18 protein-coding genes are annotated in these 23,082 nt (G+C 73.3%); 7 read left to right on the top strand and 11 right to left on the bottom strand.

Annotated elements, in window-relative coordinates; genetic code table 11:
* Positions 1-106 precede the first annotated feature (106 nt).
* On the bottom strand, positions 107-697 hold the full coding sequence (locus ACZ5TL_RS29610) for an AMIN-like domain-containing (lipo)protein (protein WP_468593613.1): 591 nt from the start codon (positions 695-697) through the stop codon (positions 107-109).
* Between the two features lie 148 nt (positions 698-845).
* Here ACZ5TL_RS29610 and ACZ5TL_RS29605 point away from each other — a divergent pair, with 148 nt between their 5' ends.
* Positions 846-3,413 (top strand): SpoIIE family protein phosphatase, encoded by a 2,568-nt coding sequence (locus tag ACZ5TL_RS29605; RefSeq protein ID WP_468593612.1) that lies wholly within the window; start codon positions 846-848, stop codon positions 3,411-3,413.
* Positions 3,414-3,476: 63 nt separating this feature from the next.
* Complete coding sequence (locus ACZ5TL_RS29600) at positions 3,477-4,169, top strand: GAF and ANTAR domain-containing protein (RefSeq protein ID WP_468593704.1); 693 nt, start codon at positions 3,477-3,479, stop codon at positions 4,167-4,169.
* Here the strand turns inward: ACZ5TL_RS29600 and ACZ5TL_RS29595 are convergent.
* On the bottom strand, positions 4,160-6,295 hold the full coding sequence (locus ACZ5TL_RS29595; RefSeq protein WP_468593610.1) for a SpoIIE family protein phosphatase: 2,136 nt from the start codon (positions 6,293-6,295) through the stop codon (positions 4,160-4,162). The genes ACZ5TL_RS29600 and ACZ5TL_RS29595 overlap by 10 nt on opposite strands.
* 136 nt (positions 6,296-6,431) lie before the next feature.
* Positions 6,432-6,614 (bottom strand): hypothetical protein, encoded by a 183-nt coding sequence (locus ACZ5TL_RS29590; protein WP_468593609.1) that lies wholly within the window; start codon positions 6,612-6,614, stop codon positions 6,432-6,434.
* 251 nt (positions 6,615-6,865) lie between these two features.
* Between ACZ5TL_RS29590 and ACZ5TL_RS29585 the strand changes: the two genes are divergently transcribed.
* Together ACZ5TL_RS29585 and ACZ5TL_RS29580 are read left to right on the top strand one after the other, a co-directional pair.
* Positions 6,866-7,819: an EamA family transporter gene (locus ACZ5TL_RS29585; RefSeq protein WP_468593607.1), complete on the top strand. Its 954-nt coding sequence runs from the start codon at positions 6,866-6,868 to the stop codon at positions 7,817-7,819.
* A gap of 60 nt (positions 7,820-7,879) precedes the next feature.
* A complete protein-coding gene (locus tag ACZ5TL_RS29580) occupies positions 7,880-10,138 on the top strand; it encodes an MMPL family transporter (RefSeq protein WP_468593605.1) in 2,259 nt (752 codons plus the stop codon).
* Positions 10,139-10,151: 13 nt separating this feature from the next.
* Here the strand turns inward: ACZ5TL_RS29580 and ACZ5TL_RS29575 are convergent, their stop codons facing one another.
* The 4 genes from ACZ5TL_RS29575 to ACZ5TL_RS29560 form a co-directional block, all read right to left on the bottom strand.
* A complete protein-coding gene (locus ACZ5TL_RS29575) occupies positions 10,152-10,916 on the bottom strand; it encodes a sulfite exporter TauE/SafE family protein (protein ID WP_468593604.1) in 765 nt (254 codons plus the stop codon).
* Positions 10,917-11,092: 176 nt separating this feature from the next.
* The gene (locus ACZ5TL_RS29570) at positions 11,093-13,114 is read right to left on the bottom strand and encodes a DUF1996 domain-containing protein (protein ID WP_468593703.1); all 2,022 of its coding nucleotides are present in this window, start codon (positions 13,112-13,114) and stop codon (positions 11,093-11,095) included.
* Positions 13,115-13,395: 281 nt separating this feature from the next.
* On the bottom strand, positions 13,396-14,076 hold the full coding sequence (locus ACZ5TL_RS29565) for a lytic polysaccharide monooxygenase auxiliary activity family 9 protein (protein WP_468593602.1): 681 nt from the start codon (positions 14,074-14,076) through the stop codon (positions 13,396-13,398).
* 184 nt (positions 14,077-14,260) lie between these two features.
* Entirely contained in the window at positions 14,261-14,893 is a 633-nt protein-coding gene (locus ACZ5TL_RS29560) for a GNAT family N-acetyltransferase (RefSeq protein ID WP_468593600.1), read from the bottom strand.
* A 76-nt stretch (positions 14,894-14,969) separates the two neighbouring features.
* Between ACZ5TL_RS29560 and ACZ5TL_RS29555 the strand changes: the two genes are divergently transcribed.
* Together ACZ5TL_RS29555 and ACZ5TL_RS29550 are read left to right on the top strand one after the other, a co-directional pair.
* Positions 14,970-15,452: a hypothetical protein gene (locus ACZ5TL_RS29555; RefSeq protein WP_468593599.1), complete on the top strand. Its 483-nt coding sequence runs from the start codon at positions 14,970-14,972 to the stop codon at positions 15,450-15,452.
* Between the two features lie 63 nt (positions 15,453-15,515).
* Positions 15,516-16,613: a YihY/virulence factor BrkB family protein gene (locus tag ACZ5TL_RS29550; protein ID WP_468593598.1), complete on the top strand. Its 1,098-nt coding sequence runs from the start codon at positions 15,516-15,518 to the stop codon at positions 16,611-16,613.
* Positions 16,614-16,622: 9 nt separating this feature from the next.
* Here the strand turns inward: ACZ5TL_RS29550 and ACZ5TL_RS29545 are convergent, their stop codons facing one another.
* The 3 genes from ACZ5TL_RS29545 to ACZ5TL_RS29535 form a co-directional block, all read right to left on the bottom strand.
* A complete protein-coding gene (locus ACZ5TL_RS29545; RefSeq protein WP_468593597.1) occupies positions 16,623-17,075 on the bottom strand; it encodes a flavodoxin family protein in 453 nt (150 codons plus the stop codon).
* Between the two features lie 95 nt (positions 17,076-17,170).
* A complete protein-coding gene (locus tag ACZ5TL_RS29540) occupies positions 17,171-17,635 on the bottom strand; it encodes a DUF3618 domain-containing protein (protein ID WP_468593596.1) in 465 nt (154 codons plus the stop codon).
* A complete protein-coding gene (locus ACZ5TL_RS29535) occupies positions 17,632-18,075 on the bottom strand; it encodes a phage holin family protein (protein ID WP_468593594.1) in 444 nt (147 codons plus the stop codon). Before ACZ5TL_RS29535 ends, ACZ5TL_RS29540 begins: the two co-directional genes overlap by 4 nt.
* Positions 18,076-18,223: 148 nt before the next feature.
* Between ACZ5TL_RS29535 and ACZ5TL_RS29530 the strand changes: the two genes are divergently transcribed.
* The gene (locus ACZ5TL_RS29530) at positions 18,224-18,673 is read left to right on the top strand and encodes an SRPBCC family protein (RefSeq protein WP_468593593.1); all 450 of its coding nucleotides are present in this window, start codon (positions 18,224-18,226) and stop codon (positions 18,671-18,673) included.
* Positions 18,674-18,738: 65 nt separating this feature from the next.
* Here the strand turns inward: ACZ5TL_RS29530 and ACZ5TL_RS29525 are convergent, their stop codons facing one another.
* Positions 18,739-23,076, bottom strand: coding sequence for an HAD-IC family P-type ATPase (locus ACZ5TL_RS29525; protein WP_468593592.1), 4,338 nt, complete (start codon positions 23,074-23,076; stop codon positions 18,739-18,741).
* Positions 23,077-23,082: the final 6 nt, after the last annotated feature.

The raw sequence follows: 23,082 nt of genomic DNA, 5'->3' as shown, positions 1-23,082 counted from the left end.
CCCCTCCCCCCCCCCGCCCCCCCCCCCCCTCCCCCCCCCCCCCCCCCCCCCCCCCCCCCCCCCCCCCCCCCCCCCCCCCCCCCCCCCCCCCCCCCCCCCGCCACGGTCAGCGCGTGGCCGTCCAGCTGTGGGCGACGTCCACGATGACGCGGTCCTCCAGCTGCAGCACCCGGAAGGGCAGCCGGGCACGGACGCCCAGGCCGATCTTGGTCTCGCCCTCGAAGCTGCCGGCGAACCGGGTGTCCCGGAAGGTGCGGTAGCCGGTGAGGTCCACGCCCGGCAGCGGGCGCGCCACCCGGCCGGGGTAGGTGGCGGCACCCGTCTCCGGGTCGTAGGCGGGTGCGGCCACCCGCACCTCGAGGACGGCACCGCCGGCCACGGGAATGTGACGGCCCGACCCGTCCTGGTGGAGCCGGTCGACGTACTGGACGGTGTAGCCGACGCCGCTGCCCGCGCCGGGCACGTCGACGACCATCCGGTCGTAGCAGGCGTGCCGGCCGGTCCTGACGTTCGTCATCGAGGCCACCGTGGCGTCGGCACCGGTCTTGGCGAGGCTTCCCCAGCCGGTCGGACACGTCGTGGACCGGGTGGCGGACTGCGGGGCGGCGGCCGGTGCGGCGCCGGCCGGGACCACCGCCACACCCATGGTGGCGCCTACGAGCGCGAGAGTCGCGCATGCTCTTCTGATTCGTACCATTGCAGCCCCCGAGGCTCGCGTACTGGTGATACCAGGTGAGACGACCGGCTTGACCGAAAGGTTGCACTTGCCGCGCCGGACCGCCGACCATGGCACATCCTGGTGGGGAGCGATTGATGTCCGGTGCGTCCCACCGGGAGGACGCGAGATGGATGAGGCAGCCGCCGTTCCGGACAGGCCGCGGTCACCCGGTGGCCGGAGCCCGGGCGGGACCGGCGGCGGGGCCCGGACGGGCGACACGGGCCGGATCGAGGATGCCCTGACCAGCCCGCTGGTCGAGGCCGTACGGGACCTCGGGGGCTACGGCGGACTGGTCTACCTGCGCTCTCGCGACCGGCGCTCGCTCGTGCTCGCGATGGTCGCCGGCGTGCCAAGGTCCCTGCTCAAGAGCTGGTGGCGAGTGCCGGTGGGCGGCGCCCTGCCCATGGCGGAGGCCTACCGGCGCGACGAGACCCTGTGGCTGCCCGACGAGCGGGCCACCATGGTGCGCTTTCCGCACTTCACCGCCGGGCTGCCGTACTCCTTCGGTTCCGCCTACCAGCCCGTAAGGGCAGGCGGCGAGACCGTGGGCGTCCTGGTCGTGCTGCGCTCGGCCGCCCGGGCGCCCCTCGACGCGGAGGCCGTGGCACTCGCGCTGCGCCCCGCCGAGCGGAACCTCCAGGAGCGCCTCGGCCGCCTCGCCGCCGGCCGGCCCCACGGGGGCGCCGCCGCGACCCGCGTCGAGTACGACGACGAGCCGGTCGGTGTGCGGCTGCCCACCCCCGCCGCCCGCCCGGTCCGGATCGGGCTGATCGACTGGGACCTGGACAGCGACCGGTGCACGGCGGACGACGAGGCTCTTGTTCTCCTCGGTGTCGCCCGGGCGGACTTCGGCGAGACCCTCACGGAGATCGAGGCCCGCGTCAGCCCCGACGACCTGCACGAGCTGCGGGCGAGCCGGCGCGACGCGCTCACCCACGGCCGGGTCAGGTCCCGGCAGTTCCGGGTGAAGGAGGAGTCCGCGGGCAGCGGCGAGATCAGTTACCGGCCTCTCGAACTGTGGGGCCATCTCGTCGGCGGCGCCGGCTCCGCCCGGATCCTGGTGGGCGCGCTCGTCGACGCGGTTGGCGGCCTCACCGCCGCCGAGGCCGCCGAGCGGCTGCCCGACGGCCTGTTCGCCCTGGATCAGGACGGCCGGGGAACGTACGCCAACCGCCGCTGCGAGGAACTGCTGGGCTGCGGCCGGGAGGAACTCCTGGGCCGCTACCCGTGGGAGGTGATCACCTGGCTTCGGGACCCCGCCTACGAGGACCGCTACCGGGCGGCGATGTTCTCCCAGGAGCAGGTGTCCTTCCTCGTGCGGCGTCCCGGCGGCAACTGGCTGAACTTCACGCTGTACCCGGACGTGCACGGGCTGACCGGCCGGATCCGTCCGGCCGGCCCGCCGAGCGGAGGCGAGCCGGCGTTCGAGGCCGAGTCCGGCGCCGGCCTCCTCCCGGGTGCGGCCGTGATCCCGCCGCCCGAGCCGGTCGCCGCGGCACGCGCCGGGGCGCTCTACCACGTGGTGCAGATGGCGAGCGTGCTCACCGAGGCGGTCACCGTGCGCGACGTGTGCCGGGCCGTGGCCGAGCAGTTGCTGCCCGCCTTCGGCGTCCGGGAACTCGCCCTGTACACGGTCCGCGAGGGCCGGATGTACCTGCTGTGGGAGTCGGGCTATCCGGAGGGCTTCCTCGCCCCCTTCGAGGGCGTCACCCTCGACACGCAGCTGCCCGGAGTCCACGCGCTGACCACACGGCTCCCCCTCTTCTTCGAGTCACCGGAGGACCTCTCCGGCGCCTACCCCGGCATCATCCTGGACCGCATGAGCGCCTGGTCGTTCCTGCCGCTGATCGCCTCCGGGCATCCCGTCGGCTCCTGCATCCTCGGCTGGGACGCCCCGCACCGGTTCACCCCCGACGAGCGCTCCGCCCTCACCGCGCTCAGCGGACTGGCCGCCCAGGCCCTGGAGCGGGCCCGGCTCTACGACGCGGAGTCCGCCGTCGCCCGGGGCCTGCAGGAGGGGCTGCTGCCGCACCGGCTGCCCGCCGTCGAGGGGCTGCGCACCACCGGCCGCTATCTGCCCGGGACACAGGGCATGGCCATCGGCGGCGACTGGTACGACGTGATCAGGACGGGGCGGGGAGTGGCCCTGGTCATCGGGGACGTGGAGGGCCACAGTGTGGGCGCCGCCGCGGTGATGGGGCAGTTGCGCAGTGCCGTGCACGCCTTCGCGGCGAGCGAGCGGCCGCCGCAGGAGGTCATCACCCACACCAACCGGCTGCTGGCCGAGCTGGAGGCGGACGTCTTCGCCACCTGCTGCTACGTCGAACTGGACCCGCGCACCGGGCGGGCCCTCGTCGTGCGGGCCGGTCATCCCCCGCCGCTGCTGCGCCGCCCCGACGGTCAGGCGGAGATGCTGGACCTCGCGGGCGGGGTGATGCTCGGTGTGCAGCCCGACGCGGTCTATCCCGTCACCGCGTTGACGCTTCACCCCGGCAGCGTCCTCGCCCTGTACACCGACGGGCTGGTGGAGCGGCCGGGCAGCGACATCGAGTCGGGCATCGACACGGTCCGGCGCTGTCTGGCCGACACTCCGGCGGACTCGGTGGAGCACCTCGCCGACCGGCTGGTGGGGACGGCCCGGCAGGCACGGGAACGGCCGGACGACGTGGCGCTGCTACTGACGGCGTACCGCTGACACCGGCGCCCGAGGCGGCGCGGAGTACCGTGGGCGGGACCGGAGAGCGAGGCGGTGGTGGCGGTGGATTGGCAGCGGTACGCCGAGCAGATGGCGGAGCTCGCCAGGGGCCTGGTGGCGCAGGACTCCGTCCAGGCGACGCTGGACGCGATCGCGGCATCGGCGGTGAAGCTGGTCGAGGGCTGTGACGCGGCCGGGATCCTGGCGGTGTCCAAGGGCCGGGCCGTCACGCTGGCCGTGTGCGGTGACATGGTCGCGGAGTCCGACCTGAGGCAGGGCGAACTGCGTGAGGGGCCGTGCTTCGACGCCGCACGCCGCGTGGACGGGGAGCGGCTGTTCCGCATCGCCGACATGACCAGCCCGCAGCCGTCCTGGCCGAAGTACTGCCAGGCGGCCCGCGACCTCGGGATCGGCAGCATGACCGGTGTGCTGCTCTACACCCACCGGGAGGACTTCGGCGCGCTGAACCTCTACTCGCGCCGCCCCGGGGCGTTCGGTGAGGACATCGAGGCCGCGGGCTGGCTGCTCGCCTCGCACGCCGCCGTGGCGCTGGCCACCGCCCGTGCCGTCGACCAGCTGGAAGACGCGCTGGAGACCCGGCACGCCATCGGGGAGGCCATGGGGATCCTCATGGAACGCCACCGGATGAGCGAGGACGAGGCGTTCGGCGTGCTGCGGCGCATCTCCCAGCACCACAACGTCAAGCTGCGCGACGTGGCCGGGCACGTCCGGGCCGGCTCCCCCGATCAGGTCTGACCGTCCGGCGTGCCCGCCGTGCGCAGCAGGAGCACCGTGATGTCGTCGGTGTGCCGGCCGCTGGGTGCCGTGTGGCGGACGAGCCGGTCGGCGATCCGTTCCAGGTCATGGCCGACCGTGGAGTCCAGCTGCCCGGCGAGGCCGGCCGTGGTCCGGGTGGCGTCGGTGCCGGGGAACTCGACCAGGCCGTCGGTGTACAGGGCGAGGGTGGTGCCGGGGAGCAGGGGCGCGGTGGTGACCGGGTAGTGGGCGCCGGTGTCGATGCCCAGGAGCGGGCCGGGGTCGACGTCGAGGACCCCGGCGGTGCGGCGGGCCTGTCGCAGCAGCGGGGGCACATGGCCCGCGCTGGCGAAGGACGCCTGGTGGCGCGCCAGGTCGAGATGGGCGTAGAGGCAGGAGACGAGCAGTTCGGAGTCGAGGTCGGCCAGGAGCCGGTTGGTGCGGACGAGGACCTCGTCGGGGGCGGCGCCCGCGGTGGCGTGGGCGTGAATGGCGGTGCGGACCTGGCCCATGAGAGCGGCGGCGGCGACGCTGTGGCCTTCCACGTCGCCGATGACGGCGGCCGCGGTCGTCTCGTTCAGGCGCAGGACGTCGAAGAAGTCACCGCCGACCTCGATGCCGTGGCCGGCGGGCAGGTAGCGGGCGGCGACCTCGAGGCCGGGCAGGCGCGGCAGGGCCCGGGGCAGCAGGGCTTGCTGCAGCTCGTGCACGAGACGGTGCTGGGCGTCGTAGAGCCGGGCCCGGTCGAGGGCCTGGGCGATCAGCCCGGACAGCGAGGTGAGGACGGCGCGTTCGTCGGCGGTGAAGGTGTGCGGGCGGGCGTAGGACAGGATGCAGCAGCCGACCGGCCGGCCGGAGACGATCAGCGGGAGGAACGCCCAGGCCTGTTTGCCGCTGATCTGGGGCGCTCTCGGGTAACTGGTGGCCAGCTCGGCCGGGTGGGCGAAGAACGCGGGAGTCCCGCTGGCGAGGACCTGGCCGGCGGGGGTGAGGTCGGTGTCCAGGGACAGGGCGTCGAGCCGTTCCATCACGTGGGCCGGATAGCCGTGGTGGCCGGTGATCTTCAGCCGGCCGGCGTCGGCGGCGGACAGTACGAGGCCCTGGGCGCCGAAGGCGGGCAGGATCTGGTGGGCGATCAGCGCGACGAGGTCGCGCACGGTCACCGTCTCGGTGAGGGCGGCGGCCAGGTGCACCAGTTGGTAGAGGCGCCCCGTCGGCGCGGTCGCGGCGGATCGCTCCGCGGCGGGCGGTGACGGGGCCTCGGTCCGCTCTCCGCTCGGCGTCACGCGGACGCTGATGCCGCTGGTGTCCGGGTAGAGCTGGAAGGCCAGCCGCTGGTCCGGCGGACGGAGCGCGGTGAAGGAGACGAGGGTGCGGCTGACGACCGCGGTGCGGTAGTGGTCCTCGTAGACGGGGTCGTCCAGCCAGGGCAGGGACTGCCAGGGCCGGGTGCCGAGCAGCCGGTCGGCCGGGCGGCCGAGCAGCCGGGCCGCTGTGGTGGTGGCGAAGGTGATGCGGCCCTCCAGGTCGAGACCGAGGGCGCCCTCGGGGAGCCGTTCGAGGTAGTCGGCGGCGGCCAGGCCGGTCTGCACGGGGTGGTGCGCGGCCTCGGCGGGGACGATACGCGGCTGGTCGGGCAGGGTGGGCGGCCGGGCTGCGTCGTCCAGCAGGCGGGCCATACGGCGGGTGCTGGAGGTGAGGTGGTCGCGTTCGCGGGGCGTGACCCTGCGCGGGCGCCCGGCCGGCCACATCAGCACCAGGCCGCCCCAGGGACGCCGTACGCCGGTCAGCGGGGCCGCCGCCAGGGCGAAGGGATAGGGCAGCGTGGCGGCGGCGCGGGGATAGCGGCGGGCCATCTCGCCCTGGTTCTCGATCCAGACCGGGGCGTCGTCGCGGATCGCGTCGGCGACCGGGACCGGTGCGGTCAGGGGCAGCCGCTGCCAGGGGGCGCTGAACGCCACGGGCAGGCCACACAGCGCCACCAGGCGCAGCACCGGCTCCGCCTCCTCGATCAGGTAGAGGCCGCCGATCGAGGCGCCGGTCCCGCGGACGGCGTCGGCCAGGGCCACCCCCAGGGCGTCGTCCAGCGAACCGGCGCCCCAGGGCGGCTCGTCGCTCCCGGGCATAATGTCCTCCCGCTCTTACCCGGACGCTACGCCTCACCGGGCCCGCGGGCACGTCGCACGCAGGGGGTGCACGGGGGTGCGGGTCGGCGGTGGGCTGTGCGGGGTGGGCCGGACACCGTCCTGTGCCCCGGGGGCCTCACAGGCAGTAGCGCACGAGCCACTCGTCCTGGTTGTACGCGGTGCGTGCCGGGTCGGGCGCCACAGCCGCCTGCTCCTCGACCATGTCCTCGACGCGCACCGGCTCCGGCAGTGACCCGAAGCGGGCCCTACGGGCGGCGGCCTCCGTCTCGCTCCCCTGCTGCGACGTCGCCTCGTCCACGGCGATTCCCCTCTCCCGCTGGTCTCACGACCGATCGGCCCTTGCTGGGCAAAGAGTTGACGTGCGAGAAGCGCTCATGGTTCCCGAGGCGCCGCTCAGCCGTGGAAGTCGCGCTGCCGGCGGTGCCTGGCGAGGGCGGCCAGCTGGTCGTCCGTGAGCGGCCGGCCGTCGCTCGGGGCGGGGATTGGTCCACCAAGCAGGCACGGAAGTGGACTCCTTCCCGGGCCGCCCGGCTGCCTAGCGTCGCCCGTATGAACGCCACCTCCACCAGCGGCGCCCTGCTCGCCGCGCTCGCCTGCGTCCTCGTCGGAGGATCCTTCACGGCCAACAGCGTGCTGGGCGACTACCCGTACGCGGGCGGCCAGTTCCTGCGCTACGGGCTGGCCTGCCTGCTGCTGGTCCCGCTGGCCGGCCGGGGTGCCGCCGCCCGGCTGCGGGCACTGACAACCCGTCAGTGGATGCGCCTGGCCCTGCTCGCGGCCGTCGGCATGGTCGGGTTCAACCTGGCCGTCATCGCCGCGGAGCGTACGGCCGAACCGGCGGTGCCCGGCGTGTTCGTGGGCTGCGCGCCGGTGGTCGTCGCCGTGCTGGTGCCGCTCTTGGACGGGCGCGGGCCCCAACGGGTGGTGCTGTACGGGGCGTTGCTCGTGGCCGTCGGCGCGTTCACCGTCCAGGGCTGGGGGCGTACCGACGGCGCGGGCCTCGCCTTCTCCGTGTGCGCCCTCGCGGGCGAGGTCGGATTCGCCGTGCTCGCCGTTCCGGTGCTGCGGCCGCTCGGGCCCCGGCTGCTGTCCGCCACGGTGTGCGCGGTCGCCGCGCTGGAGTCGGCGGCGGCCGGTCTGCCAGCCGACGGGGGTGCCTGGTTGCGGCGCCCGGACGCCGTCGAGACCGCAGCGCTGCTGTGGCAGGCGGTGGTGGTCACCGTGGTCGGCTTCGTGTGCTGGTACATGGGCATGCAGCGGATCGGCGCGGAACGCGCCACGCTGTTCTCCGGCCTCATCCCGGTCGCGGCGGCCAGTACGGCCCCGCTCGTCGGCACCGGCTCCTACGGCCTCGCGCAGGCGGCGGGCAGCGCGCTGGTCGGGCTCGGGGTGGGCCTCGGGTCGGGAGCGCTCAGGCGCTCCGGGCGCGCACGCGGTCGGGCCTTTCGAGGGAACGGCCGCCCGCAGCGGCGTGGAGTCCGCGTGCCTGAAACGCCGGAGTGATCCCGCGCGCCTCTAATGGACGGCACCGCACGTCCCGGCCCGTACAGGAGACGAACGTCCATGCCGCACACCCGCACCGCTGAAGGGGACCAGATGGCCGCGCGCGGGGGTGTGCTGCGGCGGCTGGGCGAGTGGTGTGCCCGCCACTTCGGGATCGTCATCGGGGCCTGGCTCGTGGTGCTGGTCGCTCTCCAGGTCGTCAACCACGTCGCCGGCGGCTCGTACTCCGACAACTTCTCCCTGCCCCAGGCGCAGTCCCAGAAGGGCCTGGACGTGCTGCAGAAGCACGATCCGCAGGCCGGCGGCTACAGCAGCCAGATCGTGCTGCACGACGACGACCAAGCCCTCACCGCGCTGAGTTCGCAAGTGTCCACCGCGGTCGCGGACCTGGAGAAGCTCCCGCACGTCCTGTCGGCCCAGAACCCGTTGTCCGCGCAGGGATCGTCGTCGGGGCAGTCGCAGCAGAGCGTCGGACCCTTGTCGGACGACCAGAAGACGGCCTACATCACCGTCCGTTTCGACGTGCAGCCCTCGACGCTCGGCGGTGGCTACCTGAGCGGGGTCGACGACGCCGTGCAGCCGCTGCGGTCGGCCGGAGCGGAGGTCGAGTACGGCGGGCCGCTCGGTGAGCTCGCCCGGCCGGAGGCCGACGACCGGGTGAGCGAGCTGATCGGCTTCGGCGTGGCCGTCGTCGTCCTGCTCGTCGGGTTCGGCAGCGTCATCGCGGCCGGTGTCCCGCTGCTCACCGCGCTGATCAGCGTCGTCGGCGGCCTCGCCGTCCTCGGACTGCTGGCCCTCGCGTTCACCTTCGCGACGGTCTCACCGACCCTGGCGACGATGATCGGTCTCGGCGTCGGCATCGACTACGCCCTGTTCCTGATCACGCGTCACCGGCAGAACCTCGTCGACGGCATGGACCCGGTGCGGGCCGCCGGGCAGGCCGTGAGTACCAGCGGCCATGCCGTCCTCGTGTCCGGCTGCACGGTGATCATCGCGCTGGCGGGCCTGTCCGCGTCCGGGGTCTCCTTCATCGCCCTGCTCGGGCTCGCCGCCGCGGTCACCGTCGTCTCGGCCGTGGTCGGCGCGCTGACCCTCGTCCCGGCGCTGCTCGGTCTGCTCGGGCGGCACATCGACCGCTATCGGGTGCGCCGCCCCGTCGCCGAGACCGATGCCGGGACGGGCGGGACACCGCAGGGCACCTGGCACCGGTACGCGCGGAGGGTGGAGCGCAGGCCGCTGTGGTTCCTGACCGCGGGTGTCGCCGTGGTCGTCGTCCTCGCGATCCCGGTGCTGTCGATCCAGCTCGGCCACATCGGTGACGGTGCCGATCCGAGGTCCTTCACCGACCGGCGGGCCTACGACCTGATGACCGACGCGTTCGGGCCCGGGTCCAACGGTCCGCTCACCGTCGTCATCGACCAGACGGACGTGCCGGACTCGCAGCGCTCCGACCTGGCCGCGAAGGCACAGCAGACGCTCGGTTCGGTCCAGGACACCGCCGCCGTCACTCCTCTGACGCCCACCCAGGACGGGGACGTCCTGGTCGGCACGGTCTACTCGGACGAGTCCCCGCAGAGCGGCACGACCACGGACCTGACCAACGGTCTGGTCGACGACACGCTGCCCGAGGTGGTCCAAGGCACCGACGCCAAGGGCTACGTCACCGGGACGACGGCCGCGCAGGTCGACTTCCGCGACATCGTCGCCGCCCGGCTGCCCGTGATCATCGCCGTCGTGGTGGGGCTGGCGTTCCTGATCATCCTGGCCGTGTTCCGGGGGCTGCTCGTGGCCGTCAAGGCGGCCGTGCTGAACGTGCTGTCGATCACCGCCTCGTACGGCGTGGTCGTCGCGGTGTTCCAGTGGGGCTGGGGCGGCCCGGCGCTCGGCGTCAACGGCACGGTGCCCATCGAGAGCTACGTGCCGATGATGATGTTCGCCATCATCTTCGGGCTCAGCATGGACTACGAGATCTTCCTGCTGTCCCGCGTGCACGAGGCGTGGCAGCGCAGCGGGGACGCCAAGGCCTCGGTCGCGCACGCCCTGGAGATCACGGCCCGGGTCATCACCTGTGCCGCGCTGATCATGGTGAGTGTGTTCGCGGCGTTCATCGTCAGCGACAACATCGTCGTAAAGATGCTCGGACTGGGGCTGGCCGTCAGCGTGCTCATCGACGCGACCGTCGTACGCCTGCTGATGGTGCCGGCCGTGATGACCCTGCTGGGGCGGCACGCCTGGTGGACACCGCGATGGCTGGACCGGGTGCTGCCGCACATCGACGCCGAGGGGGAGCGGACGGCGGGTGCGCGTCCGGCGCCGTGAGAGTGGCCGGGGCTCAGCGGAGCACCAGGTGGACGAGGGCGACGGTGCCGACCGACACGATCAGGGTGCGCAGGACGGCGGGTCTGAGACGGCGGCCCGTTCTGGCGCCGATCAGGCCGCCCAGGGCGGAACCGACGGCGATGAGGACGACGGCGGCCCAGTCGAAGGGGGCGAAGAACACGAAGAGCACGGCGGCGACGGTGTTGACGATGGCCGCCAGCACGTTCTTCACGGCGTTCAAGCGCTGGAGCGTCTCGTCGAGCAGCATGCCCATCAGGGAGACGTAGATGATGCCCTGCGCGGCGGAGAAGTAGCCGCCGTAGACGCTGGCGAGGGTCAGGCCCGTGAACAGCAGCGGTCCGCCGTCCCGGCGGCCGGGCCTGCCCGCCTCGCGCCGGCGGCGCACCCGCCGGGCGATCCAGGGCTGGCAGGCGACCAGGACGAGGGCGAGACCCACCAGGACCGGCACGATCCGCTCAAAGGCCGACGCGGGCAGGGTCAGCAGCAGTACGGCACCCGCGAGACCGCCCAGCACGGCACCGATGCCGAGCAGGAGAACGCGCCGGCCCTGGCCCCTGAGTTCCTCGCGGTAGCCGATCACCGCGCTGAGGGAACCGGGGACCAGACCGAGCCCGTTCGACACCGTGGCGGTGACCGGGGGCAGTCCGGCGGCGAGCAGCACCGGGAAGGTGATCAGCGTCCCCGAGCCGACGACGGCGTTGACGGCGCCGGCGCCCGTTCCGGCGGCGAGCACGGCCGCCATCTCCCAGGGCGTCACGCCGCTGCTCCGCCGCGTGTGCCGTTCCGGGTGAGGTTCATGGGGTCACGCTAGAGGGTGGGTGTTTCGGTGGTCGTCGAAGGGTGCCGGTCCTGACCTGGTCCGGACACGGGGAACGGCGGCGGATTCCGGAGGGGATTCCACCGCCGTTCGTGGCTCACCGGTGAGCTTGGCTCTCAGCTGCGCCTGGCCCGCCGGAGTACGACGAAGCCCGCGGTGGCCAGCACGGCGCCCGCCGCGGCCGGCCAGAGCTGGGCGCCGGTGTCGGCCAGGCCGCCCTCGCCGACCGCCTGCGGCTCGGTCCGGGACGGGGCCGTCGGGGTCGGTGCGGCGCTGGTCGCCGTGCCGACGGCCTGGGAGCCGCCGAGGTTGTCCTCGTCCTTGTCCTCGCCGTTGCCAGTGCCGTTGCCGTTGCCGTTGTTCGAGCTGCCACCCTGTCCGGCAGCGTTGCCACCGTCGGCCGAGGAGGTCACCTTCACCTCGGGCTCGGCCTTGCCGGGGGCCGTCGCCGACGCGTCGCCGGGCTCCGGTTCGGGAGCCGGCTTGTCCGCCGGGGGCTTCGGGGCCTCGCCCTTGCCGTCGTCACCGCCGTCGCCCTTGTCACCGGGCTTGCCGCCGGCGTTCCCGCCCTGGGATGCGTCGGGCGTGCGAGTGGGCTGCTCCTGCGGGGCCTCCGGCGTCTTCGTCGGCTGCTCCTGCGGGGCCTCGGGGGCCTTCGTCGGCTCCTCCTGCGGCTCCTCGCCCGGTCCCGGGTTCTGCCCGCCGCCTGCTCCGGCTCCGCACGTGCGGCCCTCGTTGATGCAGTCGACCATCTCCCCCATCAGGTCCTCGTCGAAGATGTTGATGAAGTCGCCGTGGTCCGTGACCGGCTTGTGCAGCTGCTCCGGGAACGAGTCCACCGCGAACAGCGGTGTCGTACGGCCGCCGTCGTTCAGGCTGGGCGCGTCGACGTCGTAGACGATGCGCTGGACCAGCTGCGGGATGGGACGGAAGCCGGACGGACAGTTGCCGGCGGCGTCCGCGAACGCCACGTGGGTGCGGTGGTTGGCGCTGTCGATGTTGCGGCCGTCCCAGCAGCTCTGGAACGCGAAGCTGCGCACCACGTCACTGCCCCGCGGGCACAGCGGGTACTTGTCCTTCAGCTGCCGGTCCTCGAAGCCGGTGCAGCTCCAGGAGGCGTTGGCGTTGGCGGGGCCGTTGACGAACGCCTTGGCGTCGCCGGTGATGATGCGCAGCAGCCGCGGCATGGCCGTGACCTTGTCGTTCGGGTTGCCGACGAACGTCAGCGTGACCTGCTTCGGCGTGACGATCTCGCCGGCGTTGCCCTCGATGCCGCCGCCGGGCGACTGGGCGTCCTGCTCCTCGGTGCCGTTCTGCAGGCGCAGCACGGGCCAGTAGTAGGAGGACTTGTCGCCCTGGTCGTCGCAGCTGGTCCCGGCCTTCGCGAGGTCCTGGTCGCTGGCGAAGGCGTTGTTGGCCTGGTTGCCGACGTAGTCGTGGAAGTGGTGGGCGCCGTTGGTGACACCTGGGGCCACGATGATGTTGTCGGAGTTGAACAGGCCGTTCTCGTTCACCCCGCAACTGGTCGCGAAGGAGCCGCGGGAGGCGTTGCCCTTCGGCTGGGGGGTGCTGACGTTGGGCTGGACGCTCTTGATGTCCGCGAAGTCGGCGGCGACGGGGCCGTTGCCCGCCTGCCCGCCGTTGCCGCCCTGGCCGTTCTCCTGTTCCTGGCCGCCCTGCTCCTGCTCCTGACCGGGCTGTGCGGCGCCGCCGTCCTGGCCGTCGCCCTGCGCCGGGGCCTGGTTGCCGGCGTCCCGCACGGCGCAGGCCGCGAGAGCCTCGAGCCCGCCGGGCCGGTCCCCCACGCGGTCGATGGCGATGGCGATGCGCTCGAGGGTCGCGGCCCGCTTGTCCTTCAGCGGGTTCATGATCGCGTTGGCGGCGAAGCCGGAGTCCTGCCGCACCTGCTGGGCGGATTCGCTCAGCCGCTGGTAGGCCTTGGCGATCTGCTCGTCGAGGAGGGCGAGTTCCTTGTCGACCTCCCCTCGCGCCTGCTCGGGTACCGAGGTCAGCTTGCTGCCGACGTCCGGGCAGTCGATCGTGGCACCCGTGGTCCGGGCCCCCGCGTCGGACCGTGTCTGGGCGGAGTCGCCGCCCGAACCGCCGTCGGTCGCGGAGGCGTAGACGTTCGCGGCCATCAGGCCGCCTCCGCCGAGGATCAGCGCGAATGCGGCGAAGGTCGCGCGTCGTGGGCCGGTAGGGCGTCTTCGCGTGTTGCGTCCCAAGGGTGCTCTCCTGCGCTTGTGGCGTACCGGGCATGAAAATCCCCTCGCCCCATACGTTCGGGAGCACCGGCGTGTTCACGTGTTTCGAAAATTTTCGGAGAACTCTCATGAAGTCGAACTCACCAGGCCGAACTCTCATGAAGTCTCGAAACACCCGAGCCCCGCCGGACCATGGGCCGGCGGGGAGGCGCAGGTCAGCGGAAGTTCACGTCACTGCAGAGGAAGTAGGTCTGGTCCATGTGCGAGGCCTGCCAGATGGTGTACACGACGTGCCGGCCGCTCAGGCCTGACGTGCTCACGGGGATCTCGTAGTTCTGGCTGGGCGCGTAACTGCCGGTGCGGGCGACCAGTCGGAGGTCGTTCCAGGTCAGCGGCTGGGTGGTGGGGTCGAAGCCCTGCCGGGTGACGTAGACCAGGAAGTAGTCGGCGCCGTGACTGGCCTGGTCGTACAGCTTCACGGTGAAGTCGCCCGTGATGTCGGTCGTCTTCCACGCGCCCACCGTGTCCAGGGAGTTGTACCGGCCACCCTCGGTCCGGCCGCCGCTGCACAACTGGCCGTCGGGGACCACGGCCTGGAAGTCGCCGCCGGAGCCGTTGCGGTACAGGCCGTTCCAGTTCCACATGGTGTTGGCGTTGTCCTGCCACGCCTGCCAGCACATGGGGTCCTGCTGGGCCATCGCGGGATTCAGGTGGTCGTTCCCCCAGCGCAGCCAGCAGCCGTAGTTGCGGGACGCCGGGTCGACGACCGAGCCGTGGGCGACGGCGGTGCCGCTCCACGGGATCAAGCTGAGGAGCGCGGCGACCAGCACGCTCAGCGCGAGCGTGAGACGCGACCTGCCCCTGAGGGTCTTATGGGCATGACCATGACAATTCATGATCTCCTTCTTTCGGCTGTGGGGGTGTGGTGCATGCGGTGTTCTCGTGGGGAGTGCGCGAGCGTGGGAGCGCTCCCGCACGGCATAGGCTGCGCCCGATGGCGTGGGTCGGCAACGTGTGATTGCGCCACTTCCGTGCCTCCCTGGCGCGTTCGACGCGTTCGACGCGTTCGGCGAAAGGCCGTCAGAGCCGGTCGAGTTCCTTCGTGCCGCGCCCGAGGTAGGTGGTCGAGCCGGGCTCGGGGACCTCGAGTTCGTAGAAGCCCATGCGGTCGTAGAAGGCTCTGGCCCGGGTGTTGGCGGTCGCCATGGCCAGATGAACGGCCGGGACCCCCTTGTCCTGGAGGGTCGCCAGGAACGTCCGCATCAGACGGCGGCCGTGGCCGCGGCCCTGCCACTCGGGCAGCAGGTCGATGTGCAGGTGCGCGGGGTGCGCGGCGAGTTCGGGGAGCACCATGCGTTCGGGGTGGTGCAGCAGGGCCGCTGCCACCTCCTCCGGGGTGTGCGGTGGCTGCGGGGGTTCCGGATAACGGTCGGCGACCAGGGGCAGCCACGTGGTGCGGAAGTCCTCGGCGAAGCGCCGGGTGTCGGCCGTGCCGAGGATGTATCCGACCGCCCGCCCCTGCCCGTCGTCCAGCACGAAGGCCAGTTCCGGCTCCAGATGGACGTAGGGAGCCGCGAAGGTGGCCGGTAGGACACCTGGGTCCGCGTAATGGGGGCGGCAGTCCTGGCCGTGGTGGGCGGTGCGGACGCAGATGTCGTCGAGGGCCGGCCGGTCCTCGGGGCGGTAGGGGCGGATGGCGGAGGGTGTGGTCATGACGGCATCGTGCCCGTGGCGGGAGCGCTCCCTCAACCCTCGCGGCGGCGCGGCCTTCATGCGAGAGTTCCGGACCATGACCACCGTGAACCGGCCGCGCGAGGCCGCACTCGCCCTGCCTGAGACCGAGCAGGGGACGCGCTTCGGGAGGGTCGCCTTCTCGGTGCGGGGCAAGGGCTTCGTCTCGCTTACGAAGGACGGCCCGGTGCAGCTGTACCCGCCGCCGACGGAGACCGCGACGGCCTGGCGGCACATCCGACCGGCGAGCGTCTGGTGCGGACGGGCACGCCGATCGGATTCCGTCTCCCCGAAGCGGCTCGCCGCATCGGCCGCCGCGGTGGAGGCGGAGACGGCGGTCGTCGACGCGCCCGGCGGGGACCTGCCGGCCGGGATCGGGAGGCCCGCCACCCGGGCCCTGCACGGCGTGGGCCTGACGACGCTGGAGCAGGTGTCCGAGCGCGCCGAGGGGGAGCTCCTGGCGCTGCACGAGGTGGGGCCGCAGGCCGTACGGGTCCTGTCGGAGGCGCTGGACCAGAGGGGGCTCGGCCTGCGAGGGTGAGCCTTCCGCCGACTCCCCCGTCGAGCGCGGCTTAAGGCCACGGCCAGGGGTTACCCGGCTCTTATGGTGAAGCTGCATATTCCCGGACGAAAAGAACACCACGAGACAGAGGCGCCGCCTCCGCAGGACCCACGCACGGGGCCCGCACGCCGGGAAGCTCCTGCCCCCGCTTCGGAGGAGCCCGGGCCGGGTCCCGAGGTGGAGCGCGCGGCGCCGGACTCGCCGACCGACCTGCCCCGCAAGTCCTGGGGCGCGGTGCTGAAGGGAAGCCTGCGCGAGTTCAAGGACGACGAGCTGACCGACCGCGCGGCAGCGCTGACGTACTACGGCATCCTGGCGCTGTTCCCCGCGCTGCTCGTCCTGGTCTCGCTGCTGGGACTCACCGGCAGGTCGACCACGGACAGGATGCTCGACAACATCCAGCAGCTGGCTCCCGGCGCGGCCCGCGACATCATCACCGGGGCCGTCGAGCAGCTGCAGGGCAACGCCGGCATCGGCTCGCTGATGGCGATCGCCGGTCTCGTGCTGGCCGTGTGGTCGGCGTCCGGCTACGTGGCCGCGTTCATCCGCTCGGCCAACGCCGTCTACGACATGCCCGAGGGCCGGCCGGTGTGGAAGCTGCTGCCGGTGCGGGTGGGTGTGACGGTCGTGCTGATGGTGATGGCCGTCTTCAGCTCTTTGATCGTGGTCTTCACGGGTGGGCTGGCCCGGCAGGCCGGGACGGCTCTGGGGATCGGTGACACCGCGCTGACGGTGTGGTCGATCGCGAAGTGGCCCGTTCTGGTGCTGCTGGTGGCGACCATGATCGCCATCCTGTACTGGGCGACCCCGAACGCCAAGGTGAAGGGGTTCCGCTGGATCACTCCGGGCAGTCTGATCGCCCTGCTGATCTGGATGGTCGCGTCCGCCGGGTTCGCGATCTACGTGGCCAACTTCGCCTCGTACAACAAGACCTACGGCACGATGGCCGGTGTCATCGTGTTCCTGGTGTGGCTGTGGATCACTAATCTGGCGATCCTGCTGGGCCTGGAGTTCGACGCGGAGACGGTGCGGCAGCGGGCCATCGCCGGGGGCCATCCGCCGGAGGCCGAGCCGTACACCCAGCCGCGGGACACCCGGACGTGGGACGAGCAGGACCGGCGCCGGCTGGACGGGACCTGACCGGGCCTGTCAGTCCATGAGCCCGGCGGCGACGGTCGCGCCCAGTTCCCAGCACTTCTCGACATCGGCCTTGCCGGGCTCGCCGGTCACGGTCACGGCCTCGGTGGCGCGCCGCCAGCCGAGGCCGGTCGTGATCGACTCGATCCCGCGGACCGCTCCGGTGACGTCGTTGCCGCCGTGCACCCAGTAGCCGAAGGGCCGGCCTCGGGTCGCTTCCAGGCACGGGTAGTAGACCTGGTCGAAGAAGTGCTTGAGGGCGCCCGACATGTAGCCGAGGTTCGCGGGAGTGCCGAGGAGGTAGCCGTCGGCGGCGAGGACGTCGGAGGCGGTCGCGGACAGCGCGGGCACGCGGACGACCCGCACGTTCTCGATCTCGGGGTCCGCCGCCCCGGAGACGACGGCTTCGAACATCGCCTGGCAGTTGGGGGAAGGCGTGTGATGGACGATCAGCAAGGTGGGCACGGCACCCGACTTTGCCGTCCCGGACCCCGTCACCGCAAGCGGTGACGGGGTCCGGTGCCGTTCAGCCGTGACTGCGGCGCGTCGTCGCGCGTCGCTCAGCGGTGGCTGCGGCGGCGGATCAGCAGGCAGGCGACGAGGACGGCGCCGGCGCCCGCCAGCAGGGCGGCGCGGTGGTCGCGCACCTGCTGCGGTGCCTTGTCCTGCCAGACCTGCTCGGCCTGAGCGGCCTTCTCCTTCGCGCCCTGAGCGGCGGCCGCGCCCTTCTGCTTCACCGGCTCGGGGAGCTTCTCCTCCACGGTCTGGGCGACGTGCGCGGCCTTGGCCCTGGCCTGTCCGCGCAACTCCTGGGCCTTGCTCCCGGCCTGTTCCCTGACCGCCTGGGCCCTGTTCTCGGCCTGCTCCCTGACCGCCAGGGCCTTCTCCCGGGCGCGGGTCTTCACATCGGTCCGGTCCGCCAGCGCCTGGACGGTGTCACCGAGTTCGTGACGGGTGCGCTGGACCTGCTCGCGCAGTTCCTCCTGGCTGTCGGCGGTGGGCTCGTCGTGCGGGGGCTGGGTCATCGGTGAGCACTCTCCTTGATCTCGGCCACGTCGGCCTTGACGCTGTCGATGGTCTGCTGCGGAGCGGGCGGGGTGGCCTGGCGCACCTGCTTGCGGCCGGCCAGCGTCGTCAGGCCGGTGGCGACGGCGAGGACGGCCGTGACGATGAGCGCCGCCGCCCACACCGGAAGCGGTACGGCCAGGGCGGCGATCATCGTGGCGACCAGGGCCTGCAGGGTGACGAAACCCAGCACACCGGCCCCGCCGAACAGGCCTCCGCCCTTGCCGAAGCGTTTGCCCTTCTCGGTCATCTCTGCCTGGGCCAGGCGCATCTCGCTGCGCACCAGGTCCGACAGCTGTTCCGTGGCACGCTGCACCAGCTCGCTCACGGGCTCGTCGCCGGCCTCATGCGCGCTCCCCGCTCGGGGAGCGGCAGCGGCCGTACGGTCCGTGTCCGTCATGGCGATCACCTCCCGGTCCGTGGTTTCCGGCCGGGTACCCCGGTTGTGGTGAGAACACCTGGTCGGACGCGTCGAGATGACCATGAGTGACCGGCGCGGAATCCGGTACCCGGCGGTTGCTGTCCGTACGAGAAAGGGAGGTACCGCCTTGTCGCAGGTAGAGGAATCCATCGAGGTCCGCGTGCCGGTGCACACCGCGTACAACCAGTGGACCCAGTTCGAGTCGTTCCCCGAGTTCATGGACGGGGTCGAGCGCATCGAGCAGCGCACGGCCACGCTGACGCACTGGGTGACGAAGGTCGGCGGCCGGAAGCGGGAGTTCGACGCGGAGATCACGGAGCAGGTCCCCGACGAGCGCGTCGCCTGGACCACGGTGGACGGCGAGGCCAAGCAGGCCGGTGTGGTCACCTTCCACCGGATCAAGGACGACACCACCAAGGTCATGCTGCAGATGGACTTCGACCCCACCGGGGTGGCCGAGACCGTGGGCGACAAGCTCGGGTTCGTCAAGCGGCAGGTCTCCGGTGATCTGCACCGGTTCAAGGAGTTCATGGAGGCCCGCGGAGCGGAGACGGGCGCCTGGCGCGGCGAGGTCTGAGCCGACAGCGGCAGGCGGCCGCCCCCCACGTGCGGTGGGGGGCGGCCGCCTGCCGTGCTCGTCCGTCATGCCACCGGACTGGCGATCCCGCTCTGCAGCAGGTGCCGCGCCTGCCGGACGAGGTCGTTGAGGCGCAGGGCGAGCTGTGCCGCGCCGTCGTAGAGGGTGTGGACGGCCGGGAGGCGTTCCAGGCGCGGGGCCAGGGCCGACAGGGCGATGGCCAGGGCGACGCCTGCCAGGGCGACCGGCCCGAGGGGGGTGCAGCCGAAGAAGTGGCTGACGCCGGGGGTCTGGACGAGCGCGGCGAGTACGGCGGCCGAGCCGAGGGCGGTCACCCACACCAGCGGGCTGTGGCGCCGCCCGGAGAGGGTCTGCACGAGCTGGGCGCCGACCACGCCGCACAGGGCCATGGTGGTGGACCGGCGTTCGGTGCCGGGGGTGAGGCGGCCGATGAGGTAGGCCGTGACCGCGCCCAGGCAGGTGGTGACGCCGCGGCGGCGGATGGAGCGCAGCAGGGGCGCGCCGAGGGCGTCGAGGCCCATCGGTCCGGTCGCGGCGTGTTCCGCGGTCGAGGGGTCGTCGCTCGGGGTGACGGCGACGGCCATGGCCGGGAACATGTCGGTGAGCAGGTTGACCAGCAGCAGCTGACGGGTCGACAGGGGGGACGCGCCGGCCAGCAGGGTGCCCAGGACGCTGAAGCCGACCTCGCCGGCGTTGCCGCCGATGAGGATGCTCACCGCGTCGGCGACGCTGCGCCACAGGGCGCGGCCCTCGATGACCGCGTCGACCAGGACGGACAGGTCGCCGGTGGTGAGCACGAGGTCGGCGGCGTTGCGGGCGGCCGCGGAACCGCGGGCCTCGACGCCCACCCCGACGTCGGCGGCCCGGATGGCGGCGGCGTCGTTGGCGCCGTCGCCGGCCATCGCCACGACCCGGCCGGCCTGTTGCAGGGCCTCGACGACGTGCAGCTTCTGCTCGGGTGCGACCCGGGCCACGACGCCGGCGCCGCGCAGGACCCGGACGCGTTCGCGGCGTTCCATGGCGACCAGTTCGTCGCCGGTGACGACCTCGGTCTCCTCCGGCCAGCCCAGTTGCAGGGCGATGGCGCGGGCGGTCTCCGGGTGGTCGCCGGTGAGCATGACGGGCAGGATGCCGGAGCGGCGCAACTCGGTGAGCAGGGCGTGCGAGGTGTCGCGGGGGACGTCGGCGAGGGCGACGAAACCGCTGAACTCCAGGTCGGCCAGCGGGGCGTCGAGTTCGGCTTCGGCGTCGTCGGCCCGGCAGGGCCGGCGGGCGACCGCGAGGACGCGCAGGCCCTCTCCGGCCAGTTCGTGTGCGGTGTCGGTGGTGTGGGCGGGCAGGTCCCGGCAGGCGGGCAGGATCGTCTCGGGGGCGCCCTTGACGACGAGGAGTTCGCCGAAGTCGGGGTCGCCGTCGCGGCCGACGGCCGCCGCGTACCCCCTGCGTGCCTCGAAGGGCAGCTCACCGGTGGGTGTCCAGCCCTGGTCGGGCGGGGCGACGTCGAGGACGGCCTCGTCGGTGGCGTGCGCGACGCGGCGGCCCTGGCCGGTCTCCTCCTGCGGGCAGGCGCGGGCGGCCAGTCGTACGACCGGTGTGGCCTGGTCGGTGTCCGTGGCCAGGACGGTGCCGTCGGCGGTGGCGACGCGGACCAGGCGCAGTCTGTTCTCGGTGAGGGTGCCGGTCTTGTCGAAGCAGACGGTGTCGACCCGCCCGAGCGCCTCCAGGGTGCGCGGGGTGCGGACCAGGACGCCGCGCCGGGACAGCCGTCGGGCGGCGGCCATCTGCGCGACCGTCGCGACCAGCGGGAGTCCCTCCGGTACGGCGGCCACCGCGACCGCGACACCGCCGCTGACGGCGCGTCGTACGGGGCTGCCGCGCAGCAGGGACAGCCCGGTCACGGCCGCGCCGCCGGTGAAGGTCACCGGCAGGGCCTTGCGGGTCAGTTCCTGGAGCCGGGCCTGGACGCCGGCGGGCGGCGGGGTGCGGGCGGCGAGCGTGACGGCCCGGCCGGCCTCGGTCCGCTCGCCGGTGTCGACGACGAGGGCGGTGGCGCCTCCGGCCACGACGGTGGTGCCCTCGAACACCATGCAGGTGCGCTGGGCCACCGGCAGGCCGGGGGTGGCCTCGACGGCCTTGGTCACGGGCAGGGACTCGCCGGTGAGCGAGGATTCGTCGACTTCGAGGCCGTCGACGTCCAGCAGTCGCGCGTCGGCGGGGACGACGTCGCCGGCGCCGAGGCTGATCTCGTCCCCTGGCCGCAGCCGGGCGGCGTCGACGGTGACCGTGCGTGCGCGGCCGTCCTGCCTGCGGGCCTTCGGCTGCTGCCGGGCGGCCAGCCGGGCCAGTGCCTGTTCGGCGCGCAGGCGCTGGAGCCCGCCGGTCACGGCGTTGAGGTCCATGGCGCCGACGACGAGCAGCGCGTCGACGACCGAGCCGAGCAGTGCCGAGGCGACGGCGCCGGTGGCGAGAACGGGGGTGAGCGGGTCGTCGAGCTCGCGGCGGACGGCGCCGGCCGCCTGCCATGTCCAGCGGGCCGGGGTCATGGCGGGGTGGCGGCCCAGGCGAGCGGCCTGCTGCCGCGAGCGGTCGGCGAGCAGGGCGAGTCCGCGGGCTTCCTCGTCCCGCCGCCTGGTGCGGCTCAGCCGGTCGCGGGCCTCGTGGGGCTCCAGGCCATGCCAGGGGATGTGCAGCCGGGGCGTGGGCGGGGTGGCGCGGGCGACGCGGGTGGCTTCGAGCCAACCGGTGAGGAGGGCGTTGGCGGCGGCGATGTTGACGGGGGCGTGCCGGGTGAGGGGCCACATGAGCTGCCGGCCGGGGGGCTGCCCGCCGCGGGCGACGAGGAGGCCCGAGAGGGCCGCGCCCGCGCGGGCCAGGGTCTGTGACCGGCGTCCGACGCGCCGGGCCGCGGGGACCGCCGTCAGCAGCCGCCAGACGTCGGCGAGACCGCCCGGGGCGAGTGCGTCGGCGCCCCAGGGGACGGCGGCCCGGCCGTCGGTGAGGGCGACGGCCACGTCACCGGCGGGCAGCCCGGCCGCGACGTGCCCGGCTCCGGTGCCGTCCAGGCGGGCGACGGTGACCACCACGTGCCCGTCGTCCTGCAGGCCCCGGACGACGTCGCCGAACGGCTCGGCGCTCGGGGCGACCTCGTCGGCGAGCCGGGTGATGTCCTTCAGGTCGGAGCCGCCGGCGATCACGACGTGCAGTCCGGCCCGGCGGGCGGCGTCGAGGACGGCTTCGGCGAAGGGGTGCACCGGGTCGTCCGGCGGTACGCCCGCCTCGTCACCGGTGCTTGGCCGGCGGCTGCGCAGGGCGTCGGCGTGCAGGACGAGGGCGTCGGCGATCTCCAGCTGGCGCAGCCGCTCCCCGGTGAGGACGAGGATCCCGGCGTGGGCGAGGAAGGCGCCGAGGGTGGCGCTGAAGGCGGCCGGTCCGTACCGGGCCGCCTTCGGGGATCCGGCCAGGACCGCTTCGGCCGCCTCCCGGGCGTTGTGCGTGACGAGGAGGGTGGCGGCGGCGCCGGCGAGGCTGCCGGTGCTGGCGTGGGAGGCGTACTCCTGCGCGGGGGTCACCTTGAGCGGGGGCCGGGTGTCCGGCGGGCAGGGCAGGCTGGTGCGCCGTTCGTGGCAGATGTCGTCGTGCAGGGCCTCGAAGGCCGCGGCCCTGGCCACGGCTTCGGTCAGCTGGGTGCCGCGCAGGATTCCGTCGAGCACGAGTGCCAGCGGGGTCTGGCCGACTCCGTGTGTGGCGGCGTTGCCGGCCGCGAGGACGAGTTCCATCCCGGAGGTGCCGAACCGCTGCCGGAGCATGGCCCGGAAGCGGGGGTTCTCGCGCAGCAGTGTGACGGTGGCGGTGACGATGCGTGAGGTGGGCGGCAGGCGCAGGGACTGGCCGGCCATGGCGCCGGCCGCGCCGGCGGCGTCCATCAGGATCGCCGCCGCGGTGACGCGGACGTTTCCGGGGGCGCCGGGGTGGGTGGCCTCGTGGGCGTGCGGATCGGCACCCTCGGTCAGTCCGAGGCGGGCGGCGAGTGCGCCGGCCCGCTCGGTGACGCGGTCGGTGGCGGCGTCCTCGACCACGGTGATCACCAGACGGGCCAGTCCCTCGTCCCAGTGGGCCGCGAGCACGTCCGGGTGGTCGAGCAGTTCCCCTGCCAGCTTGTGGGCGAGCGTGCCCGCGTCGCCGTCGGGGTGCCGCAGGGCGAGGTGGACGCGCCGGCCGGCCTTCCAGTGCTGCCCGCCGGTGAGGGCGTTGCGCGCGACGTTGCGGACGCGGCGCGTGGTGTCGTAGACGGACGTCATTCCCTGGGCCGTGCCGCGGGCGGCGCCTGCGGCCGCGCCGGCCACGGCCCCGACGAGCGGGGCGACGTCGAAGCGTGTGAGCATCTGCTG

The sequence above is a fragment of the Streptomyces sp. NPDC033136 genome (assembly GCF_055578235.1).
This window is presented reverse-complemented; position numbering and strand designations above follow the sequence as displayed.

Coding starts and splice junctions, on each gene's coding strand:
- ACZ5TL_RS29570 (WP_468593703.1), bottom strand. CDS start 13,114: ATGGCCGCGAACGTCTACGCCTCCGCGACCGACGGCGGTTCGGGCGGC.
- ACZ5TL_RS29605 (WP_468593612.1), top strand. CDS start 846: ATGGATGAGGCAGCCGCCGTTCCGGACAGGCCGCGGTCACCCGGTGGC.
- ACZ5TL_RS29550 (WP_468593598.1), top strand. CDS start 15,516: ATGGTGAAGCTGCATATTCCCGGACGAAAAGAACACCACGAGACAGAG.
- ACZ5TL_RS29555 (WP_468593599.1), top strand. CDS start 14,970: ATGACCACCGTGAACCGGCCGCGCGAGGCCGCACTCGCCCTGCCTGAG.
- ACZ5TL_RS29585 (WP_468593607.1), top strand. CDS start 6,866: ATGAACGCCACCTCCACCAGCGGCGCCCTGCTCGCCGCGCTCGCCTGC.
- ACZ5TL_RS29565 (WP_468593602.1), bottom strand. CDS start 14,076: ATGAATTGTCATGGTCATGCCCATAAGACCCTCAGGGGCAGGTCGCGT.
- ACZ5TL_RS29610 (WP_468593613.1), bottom strand. CDS start 697: ATGGTACGAATCAGAAGAGCATGCGCGACTCTCGCGCTCGTAGGCGCC.
- ACZ5TL_RS29560 (WP_468593600.1), bottom strand. CDS start 14,893: ATGACCACACCCTCCGCCATCCGCCCCTACCGCCCCGAGGACCGGCCG.
- ACZ5TL_RS29535 (WP_468593594.1), bottom strand. CDS start 18,075: ATGACGGACACGGACCGTACGGCCGCTGCCGCTCCCCGAGCGGGGAGC.
- ACZ5TL_RS29580 (WP_468593605.1), top strand. CDS start 7,880: ATGCCGCACACCCGCACCGCTGAAGGGGACCAGATGGCCGCGCGCGGG.
- ACZ5TL_RS29525 (WP_468593592.1), bottom strand. CDS start 23,076: ATGCTCACACGCTTCGACGTCGCCCCGCTCGTCGGGGCCGTGGCCGGC.
- ACZ5TL_RS29595 (WP_468593610.1), bottom strand. CDS start 6,295: ATGCCCGGGAGCGACGAGCCGCCCTGGGGCGCCGGTTCGCTGGACGAC.
- ACZ5TL_RS29540 (WP_468593596.1), bottom strand. CDS start 17,635: ATGACCCAGCCCCCGCACGACGAGCCCACCGCCGACAGCCAGGAGGAA.